This window comes from Amycolatopsis sp. VC5-11 (genome assembly GCF_037034185.1).
GTDB classification, from domain to species: domain Bacteria; phylum Actinomycetota; class Actinomycetes; order Mycobacteriales; family Pseudonocardiaceae; genus Amycolatopsis; species Amycolatopsis nivea.
In genome coordinates this window covers 25633-42371 of record NZ_JBAGKF010000014.1, presented here as the reverse complement: position 1 = coordinate 42371, position 16739 = coordinate 25633, and the positions used below count along the sequence as shown (strand labels likewise).

Genomic DNA, 16739 nt, shown 5'->3' with positions numbered 1-16739 from the left:
ATTCTCCCCACGAACAGGGGCTGCCGCATGGGCAAACCCGGACCTAGCTTCGAAGCCGACGGCACCACACGTATGGAGTTCCGGGCGATGGCGGCAGCTAGGACGAGTGGCCAGGCGAGCCGGTGCGGCAGGCGATCACTAAGGGGACCCGGCTTAACGTCGTGTCGATCGCGCAGAAACTCCGCGGCATGACCAATGGCATGTCCGTTCTGAGGGCGCTACCCAGCCCTCGTGGCTGGAACCGCGGCTCGGTCGCGGAGTGCGTGTTTCGACGCGATGGAGGTCCGTCACCCGTCCGGCGATGCAGAGCCGCTCCGGCCCGACAAGCCATACCGCAAACGCCTTCAGCAAACGCATCGACGCTGTGCCGACGGCCGCGATGGCGATCACTGCTGACACACAAGCACCAGCGATCCGGACGCATGGTCAGCCGTTGAAGTCCTTCAGCGGCGGGATTTCCTGGACTTCGTACGTCGCTGTGATGGTGGCTTTCCGCCGCCAAACCTTCCAGCGCGGCATCGAATACAATTGCTTTGCCTTGGTGTATTCGCGGTCAGCGGAGTCTAAGAAGCCCTGGATCGCCATGACGTCGGCGGCGAACCTCTCGCGGCTGGGTGGGACCACGAGATCGCAGTAATGGCGGACGTTGCGGAGCGCATCCAGCCCGGACGCACCGATCGTGCGCGGAAACGCACTTTCTGCACTCACCGCAAGCCGGTGGGCTGTCTGTGCCAACGAAGCGAGTTCTTTTGCCCTCTCAGAGACGGGCGGCTTACCGCTTCGGATCGTCATTCGCACGTCGAACAACTGGTGGCCCAACTCCGCGAGACTTGCGCGCAGCGTACGTGCGTCGCGGTGGGCAGACACAATCCGGTCCTTGCGCGCTTCCAGCCGCGGCTTCGCGACGAACTCGATCGCCAAGGTCACGACAGTCGCGGTTATGACGCTGATCAGTGCACTGATGAAAACCGGGTTCACCAACAGCTTTTACCACAGTTCGTTCCGCGAGGGTACGTCGTTGTGGGATCGGTGAGGCCGCGACCCAGTTTGACCAGCAGCGGATCACAAGACTGATCTACCAGCAGAACAAAGAGCTGACCGAGCTGCGCCGAAAGCTGGAGTACGACGAGGGGCCGGGTGCGACGCAGTCCCAGGGCCGGCCATCCGGCGCCCGCTCCCACGATCCCTCACCGGGAGGAGCCGCAAGGAGCGCCTGACTAGGGACTTGCGGCCCCCTTAATCCTCATCGACAGCTACGCTCACAAAGCGGGCTCGGCGTGTTCCCTCCCCCTCGAATACGTCGGGCCCGCGCCCGCCGGGTTCGCTGCTTAGCGCAGATCAGACAAGTATCGACCGATCCGCTGCCGGCCAACCGAGCAGCCCGAACGCGTCGCCGTCGAGGTAATTTCGGATTCCGGCCAGCGGGTAAGGAATCACCTTGTCAGGCAGGTTGTGGAGAGGGAACCATTCGACGGCGGAGCATTTGTCGGGTTCGCGGTTGTACGGCTCGCCGGTCCAACTGCGTGCTTCGAAGAACACGCCAAGCCGCGGCACCGGTCCGGCATCGGCGACGTGCACAGTGGTCGCGTGGCGCAAGACGGCTGGCTCGATGTACACGCCGACCTCCTCGGCCGTCTCTCGCGCCGCGGCGGCCGGCAGGGATTCGCCAGGGTCAAGCTTGCCTGACGGCAAGTGCCACATGCCCCCGCCGTAATCGCCTCGACGCCGGATGAGCAGCAGGTCGTCACCGCGAACAAGCAGGACGTGTACGTCGATGACGGTGTGCTGGCCGTTGGGCATCCGGCGGAATCCTCACGAGGTGGCGGTCGTGCCTGCGAACCCGCGAGTGGCAGAGGGTTCGCAGGCAGGCTACGCCGTCGCCGCCTCGGAGGCGGGACCGTCCGCCAAGTCGGTGATTCGCCCGGCTATGTACGTAGCGATATCGTCCGGGGAAGCGTCGCCGGTATCAATGGCAACGACCGGGTAGCGCCACCGCGCGAGCCGTTTCGCCGCCTCGTCGTAGAACCCCCTCTCAACCCGGCTGCTGTCCTCGCCGGAATGGAACCGGTCGTGTGCGCCACGAGCAGCGACCCGCGCGGCGGTTACGCCCGGCGGTGCCTGCAAGATGAAGGCGAGGTCGGGACGGTCGGCGGCCGAGTTGATCGCTTCGATGAACTGGAGCGGGACCCCGTCCATGCGTTGCAGCACGTACGACGAGGCGACATAGCGGTCGCACACCACGATGAACCCGGCCTTGAGGTGCGGCCGCACTTCCGTCTCGATATGGTGGTACCGGTCGGCAGCGACCATGCACGCGAGCGTGTAGCCGCGGTAGGTGCCAGTGTTGTGCCGGGCCGTCTCGCCGAGCAGGCCGTGCGATGGTTCGGCAGTGGCGTACACGTTGTACCCGCGCTTGCCGAGGTATTCGCGCACCAGGCGGGTATTCGTAGTCTTGCCGACACCGGCTGGCCCGTCGAGGGTGACGAACAATCCGCGGTGAGTCCTGGTCACGCCGCGGCCTTCCGGTCGAACTGCGCGCGGGTGATCGTGACGAGGTTGCGCCGGACGTAGTCGATGGGCGCGTCGCTCAACTGGATATTGACGGAGAAATTGAACTCGTCTCGCTCGCGCATCGACTCGTCGACGCCGTCCGAAGTGAGGTCGACCGCGCTGTAGTTCAGTAGTTGCTCGGCCGTGTACTTCCCGGACTTCATCAGCTCGCCCCAGTCGGGTGTACCGGGGTAGGGGCGGTACTCGAACGCCGACGCGCGGAACCGGCCCGGCCGGTTGTCGGCGATGTCCCACAGGTCGTGAATGAGCCGCACTGTGTCGTCGATCTCGGCACGCGTCTCGGTCGGAAAGCCGAGGATGAAGTAGCCCTTGACGTTGATCCCGCGCGTGGTGAGACGCTCCACCGCCGAGCGCGCCATGTCCGGAGTGATCCGTTTGTCGATCCGTTTCAGCATCCGTGCGTTGCCGGACTCGACGCCGAGCGCGACCTCGCGCAGCCCGTTCGCCGCGAGGGTGTCGAGCATGTCGTCGCTCATGCGGTGAAGGACGTTGATTCGCCCGGTGGCGTCCCACTGCGCCCAGTCGCCGACGTAGTCCGCGGTGAACGCCTTCATCATCGTCTTGATGACGCGCGGAACGCCGAGGAACAGGTCGTCGACGAATCGGAACGCATTCACGCCGGTTCCGCGAAGCTCGTACATCTCGTCGAGGATGTTGCGCGGCTCGCGGGTGCGGATGCTGATATCCGGGTTCGCCGACACAGCGGCACCGCAGAACGAACAGTCGTAGGGACAGCCGCGGGCACCGACCATGTTCGCATCAAGCCGTCCGTTGTCGCGGTGCGGGTCTTGCGTGAGGTAGCGGCGATCGACGAACGGCAACGCGTTGATGTCCGGTGCCAGATGGTGCCCGTTCTTCCCGATTCCGCCGGTGACCGGGATGTGCATGATCGGGTCGAGCCACATCGTCCCGGGCAGCTCGGTCCGTCGCTTGTGGTCGTCGAGCAAGGCCGCGACTCGCGTCTCGGCCTCGCCGATCACCAGCGCTTCGCATTGGTTCATCCGCTGGTCGAGCAGGATCTCGGCCGGCATGGCTTTCGCTTGGTGTCCGCCGAGCATGAGCATGATGCCGGGGTCGAGCCGCTCGGCAATCCGCGCGCTGATTTCGTACGTCGGGGCCAGCAGGTTGAATCCGGCCCACCGCGGCGCGGCCGCGTTCACCAGGCGGGCAGTCTGCTCGACGCCGAGCCCGTGCGCCTCGGCGTCGAGCACGCCGACATTGAATCCCTGTGCGGCCGCGTAGGTGGCGATGTAGGCCATGCCGAGCGCCGGCAGCGTGAAGTCGTTCACCCGCGGGCGCTCGTCGTAGTCGCGCAATGGCGCGTTGACGAACAGGATGTCGATCTCTCGGCGGAGGTCGGCACCGGCGATCAGGTCAGAGAGCAACTCCGGTTGCATGTCTAACTCCCCAAGCGAGAGTGAGCAGCGTCCACTCGGACAGCTGCGTGTCGGCCAGCGTCTGCCACAACCGCCCGAACTCAAGTTCGGGTTTCGGCCAGTCGACCGAAGGGGCGAGCTTGCCCGCCCAGGTGCGCACCGCGAGGTCGGCGAAGGGATAGAGGCTGTAGTCGTTGGTGACGTCGGCGCCCGCGGCCCTGGCCGTCCACGGGCCGATCCGGTGCACGCTTTGCAGTGCGGCGATCAGCTGCTCGCCCGTCATGCCCGCCCAGTCGTGCGCCGACTTGAGGCTCGCCTCGGCGGCCGACCGCAGACCGGTGCGGAAAAACTTCATCCTCAGCACGTCGAACTCCGCATCGGTCAGCGCGAGCACGGTCTCGGGCGACGGAAACAACCACGCCGGGCCGGCCGCTGTGTCGTACCGATCGCCGCAGGCTTCACAGAACCGGCGGTAGTTCTCGCGCGCGGTCGCGGCCTTGATTACCTGCCGGGTGACCGCCAGGCCGAGCGCTTCCCACACGTCCGAAGTCCGTACACGCGCGACTGGGCCGTCTGCCCGCAGCGGATCGCACACGACCGCGTAGCCCGTGAGGTTCCGCGGATCGATCGTGTCGATGACTGGCGCGACGTCCGTGTCACCAGTTAGCCGAACGATTTCGACGCGGTGCCCGCCGGTGCGCCTCGGCGTGCAGACCACTGCCCACACTGAGCCGGCCGACCGGAGAACGCGCCGAGCGCTTCCGTCGTCGCCGTGCTGCCATCCGTAGTGGTCAAGCATCATGATCGGGTGCGACACGTTCGGCCCTTCTCGCGTTGGTACCCGGCATTCTCGCGTGCGGGCGGAGGTCGTCCGGCAGCTACGCGTGAACGTCTGCGCGAACGCCGGGCGGCAGCGCAAGCGTGTCCGGGACAGCGATCACTGATCGGGGAGCGTGTGGGTTTCCCGGATGCGGCAGATGGAAAGTTATTTCGTCGGCGACCTCGACGACGGTGCCTGCCGAATACCAGACGCAGTCTTTGCGTCTGGGCACGTCGACGCCGTCCACGATTTGGACCCTGCACGCCGTCGCCTCGTCCGCGCCCCGGATCACGACCTGATCCCTGAAGGGCTCGTCCCACGCACGCGTCAATAGGATCATGCCGGAGTGACCGGGCGAACCCGTGAGCGGAATGCCATGGAAACCACGAACTGCTAGCTGTTTAAGTGCGTCGTCATTCGTCCACATCGCCTACTCCTTCGCGCGCGACCAAGTACGCGCCGGCCGACAGATTGAGCGCCTGCCACACGATTCGATGTAGCTTCAGTGCCGGAAGCCCAACGAGGACCGCGCTGGCCAGCAGAGTTGCCGCCAAAACTATTCGCGAGTAGTCGCCGAGCAACGCGACGACCGAAGCCGTGAAGAACAAGACACCGGCTGTGAACAGCAGTACGAAGCTCTTCGTCCACCGGTATGCGGCCTGAAACGGCTTGCTCTGCGCCGCCAGTTCGCCCCAAATGTTCACCCGTGTGCGCTCGGAGAGCGACAACGCCGATTCGGCGAACCTCGCGCCGGTGGCAACCGTTGCGCGGGCAGCGCTGGGACGTGGCGGACGCGAGGGGCCGAGGGGCCTGCTTCCCGCATCCGCCACGAATTCGGGGGGCCTGCCGGTCGCACGGCCTCGGCGGTGGCGGCGCAACGACGGAACCAGGACAGCGACCTCCGTGGCACCGGCCGCGGCAGCGATCACCGCGCGCACGGCGATCTCGCCGGCGCTCACGCGACGAACCCGACGACGTGGGGTGCCCGCTGCGCGGCGGTGTTGCAGCGTGCTGCCTCGTGCAGGCAGTGAGCGTCCGCCGAAGGCTGCGCGCGGACAACGACGACGGCGCTCGGGACCCATCCGACGCGACGTCGTGGCATCGGAGTCCGGTCCCGCCTCGCACGGGAACGCGCAGTAGGCGAGGTCACCGCGGCGCTCCGGCGGGATCGAAACCGGCGGGGATGCGCCACTCGGGGCGAGGGTCGACCAGCATCCGCCACATCACCCGCTGCCCGATGAACGGCGCGCGGCCGTGCAGCCAGCGGAGATTGTTGACCGCATACCCGGTCCCGGCCGCGAGGGGCAGGGTGATCGCGTGACGGTCGACGGCCGCGCGGAGTGTGGACTTCCATTGCTGCGTGAGCGGGGAAAACTGGGCCAGTTCGTCGAGCCGCAGCCGCACGCCGAGCAGCCCGTCGGGCTGAGGCTCGAAGACGTTGCCTGCGAGCCCAGCGCAGTCGCCGAAGTACATGCCGCGGGGCCCGGACAGGGCGGCCAGCGCATCAGGCTCGGTGGCCGCGAGATCGGCGTGCACAGCCTGGCCGTCGACGAGCACGCAGTCGCCGCCGCTCGGGGCGGGCTGAGCGCAGGCCATCACGACCAGCAGCGGCGGCCGGCGCCGGTCGGAGCAGTCGGTGTGCGGTGCGAGGGCCCGGGCGCTGAAACCGGCCCGGCCCGCGCGGCCACCCTCGCTGCGGTCGGTGATCACGGTGACGCCGTCGGGGTCGCTGTCGCGATGCGGTGCGACGTCGCCCAACCGGGCAGCGAGCGAGCGCAGCGCCCGGGCGTCACGTACGCCGTCGAACAGGGCGATGCCGTGGCGAGCCAGCACCGCAGCCAGTTCTGCGATGCCGTCGGCGACGGTCAGGTCGACGCGGCACGCGGACAGCGGATCGTCCGTGGGCGCAGCAAGCATCCCGGAGCCTCCTGAGTCGTCAGCGGGAATGATTCGGTTGACTCAGCAGACCCGACGCGGGGGGCCGTCGTCTACTTACAGATTGTCAACCCATGCTGACCTGGCAGAAACGTCCCGCGCTGCTACGGTCAAGCCACGCCTGTCCGCATCCGTTCACGGTGGGAGACCCGTCCGATGCCTGAACCCGTGTACCCGGTGTCGATCAAAGGCGTCCTCGTCCGGGACGGACGGGTGATGCTGCTGCGCAACGAACGCGACGAGTGGGAACTGCCCGGCGGCCGGATCGAACCGTCCGAAACCCCCGAGGAATGCGTGGCCCGGGAGATCGCGGAAGAGACCGGATTGCGGGTCGACGTCAAGACAATCCTCGACTCGTGGATCTACTACATCCCCATCGCGGACAAGAACGTTTTCATCGTGACCTACGGCTGCACCACCGACTCGGACCAGGCCCCGGTGCTCAGCCACGAGCACAACCGCGTCGGCGAGTTCGCTGAACACGAGGTGCAGGCCTTGACGATGCCCGAAGGCTACCGAAGCTCGATCTTCACGTGGTTCGAGCACATGCGCTCCCTCCACGCGGCAAGGTAGCGCGACGGTGGGCGAGCGGTGCGACCGTTGCGGAACCGCCCTAGGCCGCTATGCCCAGGCCGGGGCTTGCCCGGCCTGCCGCGCCGGCGGGGCGACCCTGACCGCGCCTGGGCCCCGGCTGGCACCCGCGGTGTGGCTGTGGTCCGACCCGACTGCAGCCGCCGCCTTGTCAAGCCGGGACCTCGCGGTGATCCTGCGGGCGTACCGCGCCGCAAACGGCCTCTCCCAAGAGGCGCTCGCCGCAATCCTGGGCTACAGCAAGTCGTACGTGGCGCTCATCGAAAGCCGCCGACGCACCCCCCACGACGTCGCCGGACGCCGCCACATCGCCCGCGCTCTCGGGCTCCCCTTCCACCTGCTCGGCGTCACCGACCCCGGCGACGCGGACTTCGCCGCGCTCGTCCACTTCGGCGACAGCGTGATCCGGCTCGCCGAGATCGCCCGCCAATCGGGCAGAGCAGTGGAGGCGGTCAACGAGCTCTGGCCGTTGACCGCCAGGCTGGAGGCTCGCGCCGCCGAAGGTCTCCTCGAACGTGACACTCTGCTGCTGCTCGCCTCGGCTCGGCTTGCGCTCGGAGTGTCCCTGGGCACCGTGCTGCCTGAGGAGCGACTGACCTGTGCCGCCGTCTGGACCGGCAAGGCTCTCCTCCTCGCCCAACATCTGGACGACGCGCCGTTTCTGGCACACACCCTGCGGATGCACGGCAATGAATTGCGCAAAGCAGGGCGGCTCGCGGCTGCGGTGGCCCGCCTCGATCATGCCGTCGCGGTCTCCTCCGATCCGGCCGGGCACGGCTCCGCCCTCGCGCTGCTGGCGCGCGCATCTGGCGATGCCGGGCTGAGCGACAAGTTCGATACCGCCGTCGACGGCTGCCGACGAGCGCTTGATTCTGGAGCCGAAAACGGCATACTGCTCAACCCGTTCAGCTTGCGCGAGATCCATGCGCGCGGCCTGCTCGCCCTCGACCGCCCCAGCGACGCGCTCCGCGCCTTGCACCCCAGCGGTGCCGAAGAACCAGCCGCCCCGCAGTGGCGAGTCATCGAAGCAGTCACTACCGGCGAGGTCCTCGCCGCCACTGGCGAGCGTGCAGGCTCCGCCAAGGCCCTTCGGACCGCCATCACCACCGCCGAGCAGCGGCGGCTGCCCCACCAACTGCAGCGCGCAATCCGTGCCGCCGAACGGGGTGAGCTGATGTCCATCGCCGACGCCGGCCGCACAGCGCTTCGACGGATCCGTCGACTTCTCGCGCCTGTCGTTTGACCCGTTCAGCACGGAGCGCCTCAGCTGCGCTCAGCAGTCGCCTCTGATGCCGCCAATCGGTCACTTTAGATTCTCACCCTGATTCAATCGACCCAAGCGTTGAGCCTTGAAGCGCGCATATAGTATTGGGATGGCTCTAATTTTCTCGTCGCTCAGTGCATTCCACGTAATACCGATGGGCCGACGCCGCCTTTTGCAGTAGATGACTTGCTCCGGCGTCACGATGACGTCAATACCGAAATCGTGTTCTGCTTCGGGGAGGTCCGCATCCACGACTTGAAGCTCGTGCACAGTTGTGACGATTGTCGTCTGCGGACCAATCAGCCCAGCTTCTGACAACAGGGCAATCTCTAGGTCAGAGTAGCCAGCACCTTTTCCGACTCGCACGCCTCTCATGTCGACGGCAACGCTGCCGCAGACGACGAGGTCTATGGGCTCCATCTGCGAGGGGCCAACGGCTGGCGCGAGGGCGGCGGCGTGCTTGCTCAATGCGGCTTCGAGGCCGACCTTTGTCGGGTCGAGTGCATAGAACGGTTCTCGGTTCGCCATCGCGGGCACAGCCATATAGACCATTTTTCCGTCGCGCAAAGCCGCTTCCCGGACTGGCAGCTGGGCACGATCCGGATTCGACTTCACCACTCGCGCGTCACGCCAGCAGTCCAGGGTGGCAAGCCTCTGAGCCGCGGCACCTGCTCCCGCGAACGACGGGATCCGCCCGGCGGCGCCTCGCGGGTCGACTGCTTCGGCATCGAGGCGCGCCCAGACGCGATCGCGGGCAGCTCGCTTCGCTTCGTCGATCTGCATGCCTCCGTTGTACCTCGTGAAGCCGGTCGCTAGCTGCCAGCCATTAAGGCGAACAGGCGCTCACCTACCGCTGCGACGGAGGGTTGACTTCGCCAGGGCCGCAGCGCTCGACCTGCACTGAAGGCTACGTTGATGCCTCCTCCTCCCCGCGTGATCTCCAGTGTGTTGATCGCCTTGTCTAGCGCCTCGACTGCCCCCTCAATCTCGCCCATGCGCACCCGTGCCAGTGCTAGGTTTCCGAGTGCGATGGACTGGGATTTCTTTTTTGAGGCCAACGCTCCGGCTGCCGCGACCAGATGACCCTCCGCTTGCACGCCGAGGCCGAGAAAGACGTAACAAGAACCGGCTATGCGGTCGATTTTTGACTCTGAGAGATGTTCGCTGCCGACGCCTCCGTCTTCGACCTGGCTCAACTGCCACTGAGCCGCATCGAGCGCGGACTCACACGCACGTCGATCATTCCGCATCGCGTTGGCTTCAGCTACGTGCAGAAGGGCCAGCCCGCATAGCCCCGGGCTGACTGGTTGCGCGAGGGTGGCCGCGCGTTGCGCCAGAGTGAGACCCAAGTCCGGTTGTCGGTCGACGCCGTAAAGACGCAGGTAACAGCTCCGAAGAGTGGCATGCGCCTCGGCTTCGGCGTTGTCGCCCTGACGTGCAGCGTCGATCGCCTGGTCGAAGTAGGTTTGCGATGCCCAGGAATCTTTCCGCTGGGAGGCATCCCACAGCAGTTGTCCCATCAGCGTTGCGATTTCCGCTTCGGCAGACCAAAGCTCGCGCCGAAGTCGCACAGCGGAAGCACCATCCCTCGCGAACGTGACGCTCGCAAGGTGCCTAGTCGCCCGACCCAGCAGGTTCGCCGAGGGGGCCTTGTCATACTCGGCTTCCATCGCCAACGTTTCAGCCCTAAGCTGGCTTGCTGGCAGCCGGCCGATTGGGAGGCCAACTGGTCCCGGCCTCTGAGCTGTCCTCAAGCCCCAGGCTTGCTCGATGCGCTCGTCGAGTTCCGCCAGCGAAATGCGCAGAACCCCAGCTAGCTCGCAACGTCGGCCAGGAGTCGGCTTGTTCCGGCCAGATTCCCAGTTTCTGACGCTCTTGATGTCCACGGACAGCAGGTGCGCCAACTCCTCTTGACTCAACCCCGCTGCATTGCGAGCACGAGCCAGGCCAGACTGAAACTCCGCCACGGCCACCTCCCCCGTCTCAGATCAGCAATATTACCGCAGGTCAGCAGGACGAGAGCAACTTACCTTGCCGGTTTCTTTCCGCTATTTTTCTGGGCTCTTTGCCTGGCCTTGAGTCCAGTAGGGCGGCATGGTCGTCCACGGCAGGTCGGCGTCGTTCGACGGTCGGCTGCCACCCCCGTCGGGTGTCGAGCAGGTGACGCCCCGGAGGAGATAGCGATCGCGGGCTCCTAGACGCCGCGCGGCCAAAGCAAGCGGCAGGAGGCGGTTCGAGTTGCTCACGGCACTGTGCGCACCGAACGCCGATGCCGCGATTCTGTGCCGCATTTCGCTGGGTAAGGATTCCGTTCATAAGCAGCCGATATACACGATTTCACTTCTGGCTTCAATATCGGAAATGTTAAAATCCATGAACTCGCTGCCTGGAGCTACTCCCCGTGAGTGACATAGTTAATCCACCGCCGGGGACAAACCCGAACCGAGCCAGCGCTTCCCGCGTGTACGACTTTCTACTGGCCGGCAAGGACAGTTACGAGATCGACCGGCAGGTCGCCAGGGAGGCCGCCCGGGTAGTGCCGGATGTCGCGGAGGCCGCGCGGGTCAGCCGGCAGGCTCTGTCGCGGATTTGCCGTTTCCTCGCGGAACGGGCGGGCGTCCGTCAGTTCATTGACTGCGGGTGCGGCTTGCCTTCCGTGGATAACGTGCACGAGATCGTGCAGCGGGCGGATCCGACCGCCAAGGTCGTTTACGTCGACTACGACCCAGTGGTGGCAGTCCACGCACGCGCACGGCTTCTCGACAACGAGTTCAATGAGTTCGTCCGAGGGGATTTCTTCGACCCGCCGAGTGTTCTGGACCATCCGACAGTCAACGAGCACCTCGATTGGAATCAGCCGATCGCGGTGCTGTTCATGCTGGCCCTGCACCATCACTACGAAGGCGATCGAGACCTTCCGGCGAAGGTCACAAAGGAGTTCATCGACCGGCTCCCGTCCGGTTCGTACGTGGCGATCTCGCACCTGCTTGACGCCCACGACGGTTCCGAAGAAGACGAAGCGGTACAGCGCATTATCGAGTCGGTCCACAGCAGTTCGATGAACGACGTCTCGTCCCGCACTCGCACCGAGATCAAGGACCTGTTCCACGGCTTGGAGCTGATCCCGAGCGGGCCGAACAAGCCCGCGGAGATCGTGCCGGTCGTCGACTGGTGGCCCGACGGCCCGCTGCTGAGCGCGCCGACGGTCGCGCACCGCATCGTCGGGGTCGGAGTGGGACGCAAACCCTGACAGCCAGCCCGCCGATATTCGTTTCGCCAGTTCAGTTCGCAAGGAAGTTCCTCTGTACTGGCTCACGCTCCCGGGGAGGGGAAGTGACGACACTTTTGGCCCGCGATCGGCCGTTTTCCACTGCTGCCGCTGCAAACGCGGAGATCAACGAACTGGTTCAGCGTGCGCAACAGGAAATCCGCGATGCGCGTCCGGGGCCGGGCCTGGACAACCTGATGCGGTTGTTGCGGGGCGCGCTGCTGCGCTATTGCCTCGCGCGCGTGGACCGGGGCTGCGCAGAGGACGTTGTGCAGGAGACGTGTGCGGCGGTGTTGAAGTTTCTGCCCAGGTATCGACCCAAGCGCGGCGACCGGCCGTTTCGGGCGTTCGTCTACGGGATCGCCGCGCACAAGGTAGCCGATGCCCATCGCGCCCGGGCCAGGTTTAGCGATCGCGAACAACTCGTCGACCAGGCGCCCGAGACCCTCTCCGGCGAGCGAGGCCCGGAAGAGCGCCGCTCGCAGCCGAACGTCGCGCCGCGACAGCCCGGAAGCTCGCCGGACTTTCGCCCGAGCGCCGCAGGGTGCTGGTGCTGCGCGTGATGGAGGGATACAGCACGGTGGAAACCGCGGACATTCTCGGTGTGACGCCGGGGTCGGTGAGAGTCACGAAGCACCGCGCGCTCACCGAACTGCGCGCCGGCTTGGCTCCGTCTCGGGTCACAGCTTCGGCTACGCTCCCCGGCCCCCGACGCAAGTCGCGTTCCGCGTGCGCAGAAGCTCGGTCGCAGAACGGCGCGTGTCCGGCGGTGCGGCGATGAAATCGCTCGCGTGCCCCCAATTCCACTGCGACGACGGCGGGCATCCGGAGACCTTGCTGTACCGGGGATCGCTGACCGCCGCGCTGGACGAGGCGGTGCGCGTCGGACAAGCCGAAGCGGATGCCGGCTTTCTGCAGGATCTGCTCGACCAGGCGCTGACCGCGTCGTCGACGGATTCCCCGGGCGGGTCAGCGTTAACCGGGGACCCTGCGGTCGCGTCGGTACTGCGGATCACGTTGATCAACGCGCCGCACCTGCGCGGGCGATACCAAGGCTTTCTGGACCTGGCCGACGCCCGGCTCGACACGATCGCACGCCAACGCCTTCAGACCGCCCGCGAGCGCCTGCGTCTGCGGCTTCCGCTGGCACGCGCCGAATACTCCCTGCGGGAGGGCCTGGTCGGGCTCGGCGCTTGCCTGCTCCAGCGCCCCGACGCGGCGCAGGACCCGATGCTCGTGCAAGTGGTCGCGTACGCGGTCGAACTGGTCCTGTCGTCCGGCGAGGCCGGCCGGCCGGGTTGGTGGGTGCCCCACAGCCCGCTCGACGACCTGAGTCAAGCGGAAGACTGGCCGGACGGGCACGCGTGCTTCACGCTGCTCGACGGCAGCGCCGGGCTCATGGCGCTGCTCGCCGTCGCCCGCCTGCGCGACGTCCGCGTCCCGCGCCTGAACGCCGCGCTGCGATCGGTGTCCGCCTGGCACGACGCACACCGGCTGACCGACGAGCACGGGCGCCCCCATTGGCCCGAAGTCGTCGCCGACCCGCAACCCGACCCGCGGCCAATCGCGCACCAGGCAGCCGACGCCCAAGGGCCGGGCGTATGCGGGAACCTCGGCATCGCCCGCGCCACACAGCTGGCCGGGCTCGCGCGGAATGATCCCGCACTGCGCCGGACCGCCGTCGCCGCGGCCCGCACCGCCCTGACCCGCGATGCGCACCTGTTCGAGACGGGCGGAATCTGCCACGGCCCGCACGGCGCCGCCCTCGCCGCGCTGCGCATCGCCGCCGACGAACCGGGCGACCACGCCGTCGGGCTCGCCGAGGCCGCCGGGACCCTGATCCGGACCGTCCACCCGGACGCACGGCACGCAGACCCGCACGGCGGGCTGCTCGACGGCACGGTCGGCGAACACATCACCCGCTCCAATGGCGACCCCCGCATCGCCCTGCCTCCCGACGAGGCGGCCGCGTGGGACTCGCTGCTCCTGCTCGCCCAGCGCTGTGCCCCCGCACCCGTGCCTGCCCGTGCCTGACCTTCGACCGCCGCCGACTCCAGGAGACCGACATGCCTTGCCCCGACTGCCGATTGATTCTGGTCGCCACCCTCAACGAGAAATGGGGCGGCTGGAACGCGAAGACCCGTCGCCACGACTTCTCCGGGATCGAAGCCAACCTTTCCGGCCTGCAATGCCCGCCGCACGTGCTGTTCATGTCCGAATGCACGCGCTACAACGACTTCGAACGCGAGGCGTTCTACAAAATGCTCGCCCTGCTCGACGCGCTGCCCGCAGGCACCGACCCGGAAGGCCAGCCCGTCGGGCAGGGCATCTACGACGGCATGCTGTCGAAGGGGCCGTTCCTGGTCCACGGCCCCGGAGTGTTCTACTCCCGCCCGACCGTGCGGCCTCGGGGGTGGCACGACCCGGACGACCAGCTGGTGCGGGAGGTGCCCGCGAACAGCCTGAACGTGGAGATCGCCGGACGCAAACTCACGCTCAAAGCCGTCCACGTCAGCGGCCGCCACGGCGCCGTCGGCTTCGACGCCCAGTTCTCGCTCCTGGGGAAGTTCGCCGAACACCCGGTGCTCGCAGGCGGCGACATGAACATGTGCCCCACCCAGGAGAACAACCCGGGCTACCCGATGGATCTGGCGAGGGAATTCGACGACAACGGCACCCCGTGGCAGCGCAGCACCAAGGGGATTCCCGCCGCCGACGGGACGTGGCCGCCCTACACCGCCTCCTACGACGCGTTGCTCGACCACGGCTACCTCGACGCCGCTCTGCTCGCGGGCAACCACACCCCGACCGTGAACCCTCGCCACGGCGGCGATGCCTGGATGCCGATCGACCGGCTGATCGTCAGCAGGCAGGCGCCCGTGCGGTTCGTTCCCAGCACCTATCGCGTCCACCCGGAGAAGTCGCACTCCGACCACTACATGGTCTCCTGCTGGGCGCGCGTCGCCTGCGCGAAACACGAACAGTCCGACGCCGACACCGCCGAACTGGATTTCGCCGTCTGATGCGCAACGCCATGACCGGCCCGCAGCCTGCCAGGGACGAGACTCTCGGCTCCGGCACCCGAACGTTCACCGGCGACCTGATGCCGCGGCACGCCGACGACACGGCCATACAGCTGGACGGATCCGTGTTTCTGCTTTTGGGCCCGAGCCCGATGCGGGTGGGGATCCGCTGCTACAGCGACGATCACCCCGACACCTTCGAACCTCCGCTGCGCCACGTCTACCTGCTGGTCGACCTACGCGGGACCTGGCTGGCGATCCACCCGCTGTGCGCCGGACACACTGCCACACCGCATGCGACCCAGATGATCGAACCCCGCGAGTTCCGGTCCCTCGGCGACGACGAGACGGCCTGCCCGCGGTGCGCGGCCTGGCTGCGCGACAACGCGCACGTCGTGGTCGTCAACGGCGAAGACGCCGTCCGCGGCGGGCCGTTCATTCACCTCGAACCGGGCCCGCCGACCCTCCGGCTCCCGCCCGTGCCGGCGGTTCCCGGGCGGCGCACCGCCGCGCCCGCCGCCTGCAACCGCCCGCCCTCGCCGACCGCGCGGCCCGGAGCGGCCGCGCCGGGCGGCGGGTTCGGGCCCGGCACTGTCCCGGCGAGACTCGCGCCCTCCGGGTTCGGCCCCGCCAGGCCGCTGTTCGCCGTCCCCCTGTTCTCCCCTTCCCCCACGGAAAAGGGAGTGTCACCGATCCAGCACACAGAGAGTCGAGGTTTCCTTTGCATTTTCGAAGACTAGGCGGATTAACGGCCGCTGCCGTGTCGGCCGCCCTGCTCGTCAGTCTCGCCGCTCCCGCCGAGGCGATCGTCGGCGGAACCACCGCGACCGCCATCAAGGCTGGGGAGGGAACGTTCGAATACGTAAACCCCCACAACGGCTACCAACACTGGGCAACCTGCACCGCGCACGCCCTCGGCAGCGACGAGAACGGCCAGACCGACCTTCTGATCACCGCCGCGCAATGCGTCACCGTCATGCCCGGGCAGCAGCCCCAGGCGAAGTCCGCTGCGGACACCGCACGGTTCGCTGCGCTCCGGCACACGGCAGTGCGCCCCGGATCGGGCACCGCCGCGCCCGACCTCGCCCGCAGCGCCCTGGAGGGTTCGGCGTCCACGCCGGAAGACCCGGCCAGCTTCCGATACGTCTACGGCAGCACGAACCGATTCACCGGCAAGTCCGTCGGGATCAAGAAATGGATCATCCCGAAGGACTGGAACTGGGGCGTGCCCGACGCCCAGGGCCGCATCTGGGACATCGCGCTCGTGCAGCTGCAGCACCCCATCAAGATCCGCGGCGCGGTCGTCGCCCCTCTGTGGCCTGGGGAGATCACGGAACTGGGCTGGGGCCACACAGACCCGCGTCCCGAAACCTGGACCGGCCCGCTCGGGCCGTGGCTGCACCAGACCGCCGTGCACACCGTCTCGCGTTCCCAGTGCGCGGCAGGGGGCATCGGCACGAACGAAGCCTGTCTCGGCGTCGCCGCCAACGGAGGTGGCACCTGCAAGGGCGACGCCGGAGGCGGCGGAGTCCGCCGCTGGGGCACCCAGTGGGTCCTGACCGCAATCGCCTCCCGCGGCATCGAAAACCATTGCGGCACAGCCAACATCTACACGGAGATCTGGCCCTACGGACGCTGGATCATCCACCAGATCCACGACCTCGAACCGCAACTGCGGGTCGAGGCAACCCGAGCAGGCACGACGCAAACCGACTTCGCGCTCGCCGGATGACCACCGTCGGGCCGAAGCGCGAACACCAGCGCTCCGGCCCGACGGCTCTCCGCATTCTCGGCTCCAGTCCGGCTCCCTGGCTCTCGGTCTCCCGCGGCGAACTCAGCGATGAAGCCGCCGTCCCCGCCGACCGCCGCACCGCCGGCTTCCTCGCCTAAC

At 67.3% G+C, this 16739-nt stretch carries 20 protein-coding genes; 10 read left to right on the top strand and 10 right to left on the bottom strand.

The features are described from left to right. Positions 1-426 precede the first annotated feature (426 nt). The 8 genes from WA670_RS32245 to WA670_RS32210 all read right to left on the bottom strand — a co-directional run bounded on the left by WA670_RS32245 (position 427) and on the right by WA670_RS32210 (position 6684). Positions 427-978 carry a hypothetical protein gene (locus tag WA670_RS32245; protein ID WP_336159921.1) on the bottom strand — a complete coding sequence of 184 codons (552 nt, stop codon included), beginning with the start codon at positions 976-978 and terminating at the stop codon, positions 427-429. A 360-nt stretch (positions 979-1338) separates the two neighbouring features. Continuing rightward, the gene (locus WA670_RS32240) at positions 1339-1800 is read right to left on the bottom strand and encodes an NUDIX domain-containing protein (RefSeq protein WP_336159919.1); all 462 of its coding nucleotides are present in this window, start codon (positions 1798-1800) and stop codon (positions 1339-1341) included. A gap of 69 nt (positions 1801-1869) precedes the next feature. Beyond that, positions 1870-2511 (bottom strand): dTMP kinase, encoded by a 642-nt coding sequence (gene tmk / locus WA670_RS32235; RefSeq protein ID WP_336159918.1) that lies wholly within the window; start codon positions 2509-2511, stop codon positions 1870-1872. Beyond that, a complete protein-coding gene (locus WA670_RS32230) occupies positions 2508-3968 on the bottom strand; it encodes a B12-binding domain-containing radical SAM protein (RefSeq protein WP_336159916.1) in 1461 nt (486 codons plus the stop codon). Before WA670_RS32230 ends, tmk begins: the two co-directional genes overlap by 4 nt. Beyond that, complete coding sequence (locus WA670_RS32225) at positions 3946-4764, bottom strand: hypothetical protein (protein WP_336159915.1); 819 nt, start codon at positions 4762-4764, stop codon at positions 3946-3948. Before WA670_RS32225 ends, WA670_RS32230 begins: the two co-directional genes overlap by 23 nt. A 61-nt stretch (positions 4765-4825) precedes the next feature. After that, entirely contained in the window at positions 4826-5194 is a 369-nt protein-coding gene (locus WA670_RS32220) for a hypothetical protein (RefSeq protein WP_336159913.1), read from the bottom strand. Beyond that, positions 5181-5726: a hypothetical protein gene (locus WA670_RS32215; protein WP_336159911.1), complete on the bottom strand. Its 546-nt coding sequence runs from the start codon at positions 5724-5726 to the stop codon at positions 5181-5183. The genes WA670_RS32220 and WA670_RS32215 overlap by 14 nt, the downstream gene beginning before the upstream one ends. Positions 5727-5913: 187 nt before the next feature. Then, positions 5914-6684, bottom strand: a complete 771-nt coding sequence (locus WA670_RS32210) for a TauD/TfdA family dioxygenase (RefSeq protein WP_336159910.1) — start codon at positions 6682-6684, stop codon at positions 5914-5916. Between the two features lie 174 nt (positions 6685-6858). Between WA670_RS32210 and WA670_RS32205 the strand changes: the two genes are divergently transcribed. Then, entirely contained in the window at positions 6859-7275 is a 417-nt protein-coding gene (locus WA670_RS32205) for an NUDIX hydrolase (protein WP_336159909.1), read from the top strand. Between the two features lie 187 nt (positions 7276-7462). Then, positions 7463-8536 (top strand): helix-turn-helix transcriptional regulator, encoded by a 1074-nt coding sequence (locus WA670_RS32200; protein ID WP_336159907.1) that lies wholly within the window; start codon positions 7463-7465, stop codon positions 8534-8536. 60 nt (positions 8537-8596) lie between these two features. Here the strand turns inward: WA670_RS32200 and WA670_RS32195 are convergent, their stop codons facing one another. Further along, entirely contained in the window at positions 8597-9340 is a 744-nt protein-coding gene (locus WA670_RS32195) for a 5-formyltetrahydrofolate cyclo-ligase (RefSeq protein ID WP_336159906.1), read from the bottom strand. 29 nt (positions 9341-9369) lie between these two features. After that, positions 9370-10524, bottom strand: a complete 1155-nt coding sequence (locus WA670_RS32190; protein ID WP_336159905.1) for a helix-turn-helix domain-containing protein — start codon at positions 10522-10524, stop codon at positions 9370-9372. 434 nt (positions 10525-10958) lie between these two features. On the opposite strand from WA670_RS32190, the gene WA670_RS32185 reads away from it, so the two are divergent. The 8 genes from WA670_RS32185 to WA670_RS32155 all read left to right on the top strand — a co-directional run bounded on the left by WA670_RS32185 (position 10959) and on the right by WA670_RS32155 (position 16738). Beyond that, positions 10959-11807, top strand: coding sequence for an SAM-dependent methyltransferase (locus WA670_RS32185; protein ID WP_336159903.1), 849 nt, complete (start codon positions 10959-10961; stop codon positions 11805-11807). Positions 11808-11890: 83 nt separating this feature from the next. Then, positions 11891-12388: a sigma factor gene (locus tag WA670_RS32180; RefSeq protein ID WP_336159902.1), complete on the top strand. Its 498-nt coding sequence runs from the start codon at positions 11891-11893 to the stop codon at positions 12386-12388. Next, positions 12388-12606, top strand: a complete 219-nt coding sequence (locus tag WA670_RS45245) for a sigma factor-like helix-turn-helix DNA-binding protein (RefSeq protein WP_442893144.1) — start codon at positions 12388-12390, stop codon at positions 12604-12606. Before WA670_RS32180 ends, WA670_RS45245 begins: the two co-directional genes overlap by 1 nt. After that, positions 12603-13859 (top strand): lanthionine synthetase LanC family protein, encoded by a 1257-nt coding sequence (locus WA670_RS32175; protein WP_336159900.1) that lies wholly within the window; start codon positions 12603-12605, stop codon positions 13857-13859. The genes WA670_RS45245 and WA670_RS32175 overlap by 4 nt, the downstream gene beginning before the upstream one ends. A 32-nt stretch (positions 13860-13891) precedes the next feature. Then, positions 13892-14848, top strand: a complete 957-nt coding sequence (locus WA670_RS32170; RefSeq protein ID WP_336159899.1) for a hypothetical protein — start codon at positions 13892-13894, stop codon at positions 14846-14848. After that, the gene (locus WA670_RS32165) at positions 14848-15588 is read left to right on the top strand and encodes a hypothetical protein (RefSeq protein ID WP_336159897.1); all 741 of its coding nucleotides are present in this window, start codon (positions 14848-14850) and stop codon (positions 15586-15588) included. The genes WA670_RS32170 and WA670_RS32165 overlap by 1 nt, the downstream gene beginning before the upstream one ends. A gap of 20 nt (positions 15589-15608) precedes the next feature. Continuing rightward, positions 15609-16580, top strand: a complete 972-nt coding sequence (locus WA670_RS32160) for a trypsin-like serine protease (protein ID WP_336159895.1) — start codon at positions 15609-15611, stop codon at positions 16578-16580. Beyond that, the gene (locus WA670_RS32155; RefSeq protein WP_336159894.1) at positions 16577-16738 is read left to right on the top strand and encodes a hypothetical protein; all 162 of its coding nucleotides are present in this window, start codon (positions 16577-16579) and stop codon (positions 16736-16738) included. The genes WA670_RS32160 and WA670_RS32155 overlap by 4 nt, the downstream gene beginning before the upstream one ends. Position 16739: the final 1 nt, after the last annotated feature.

Excerpts from the sequence above, each read along its gene's own strand:
- WA670_RS32240 (WP_336159919.1), bottom strand. The coding sequence starts at position 1,800 with ATGCCCAACGGCCAGCACACCGTCATCGACGTACACGTCCTGCTTGTT.
- WA670_RS32230 (WP_336159916.1), bottom strand. The coding sequence starts at position 3,968 with ATGCAACCGGAGTTGCTCTCTGACCTGATCGCCGGTGCCGACCTCCGC.
- WA670_RS32220 (WP_336159913.1), bottom strand. The coding sequence starts at position 5,194 with ATGTGGACGAATGACGACGCACTTAAACAGCTAGCAGTTCGTGGTTTC.
- WA670_RS32210 (WP_336159910.1), bottom strand. The coding sequence starts at position 6,684 with ATGCTTGCTGCGCCCACGGACGATCCGCTGTCCGCGTGCCGCGTCGAC.
- WA670_RS32205 (WP_336159909.1), top strand. The coding sequence starts at position 6,859 with ATGCCTGAACCCGTGTACCCGGTGTCGATCAAAGGCGTCCTCGTCCGG.
- WA670_RS32195 (WP_336159906.1), bottom strand. The coding sequence starts at position 9,340 with ATGCAGATCGACGAAGCGAAGCGAGCTGCCCGCGATCGCGTCTGGGCG.
- WA670_RS45245 (WP_442893144.1), top strand. The coding sequence starts at position 12,388 with ATGGAGGGATACAGCACGGTGGAAACCGCGGACATTCTCGGTGTGACG.
- WA670_RS32175 (WP_336159900.1), top strand. The coding sequence starts at position 12,603 with ATGAAATCGCTCGCGTGCCCCCAATTCCACTGCGACGACGGCGGGCAT.
- WA670_RS32170 (WP_336159899.1), top strand. The coding sequence starts at position 13,892 with ATGCCTTGCCCCGACTGCCGATTGATTCTGGTCGCCACCCTCAACGAG.
- WA670_RS32165 (WP_336159897.1), top strand. The coding sequence starts at position 14,848 with ATGCGCAACGCCATGACCGGCCCGCAGCCTGCCAGGGACGAGACTCTC.
- WA670_RS32155 (WP_336159894.1), top strand. The coding sequence starts at position 16,577 with ATGACCACCGTCGGGCCGAAGCGCGAACACCAGCGCTCCGGCCCGACG.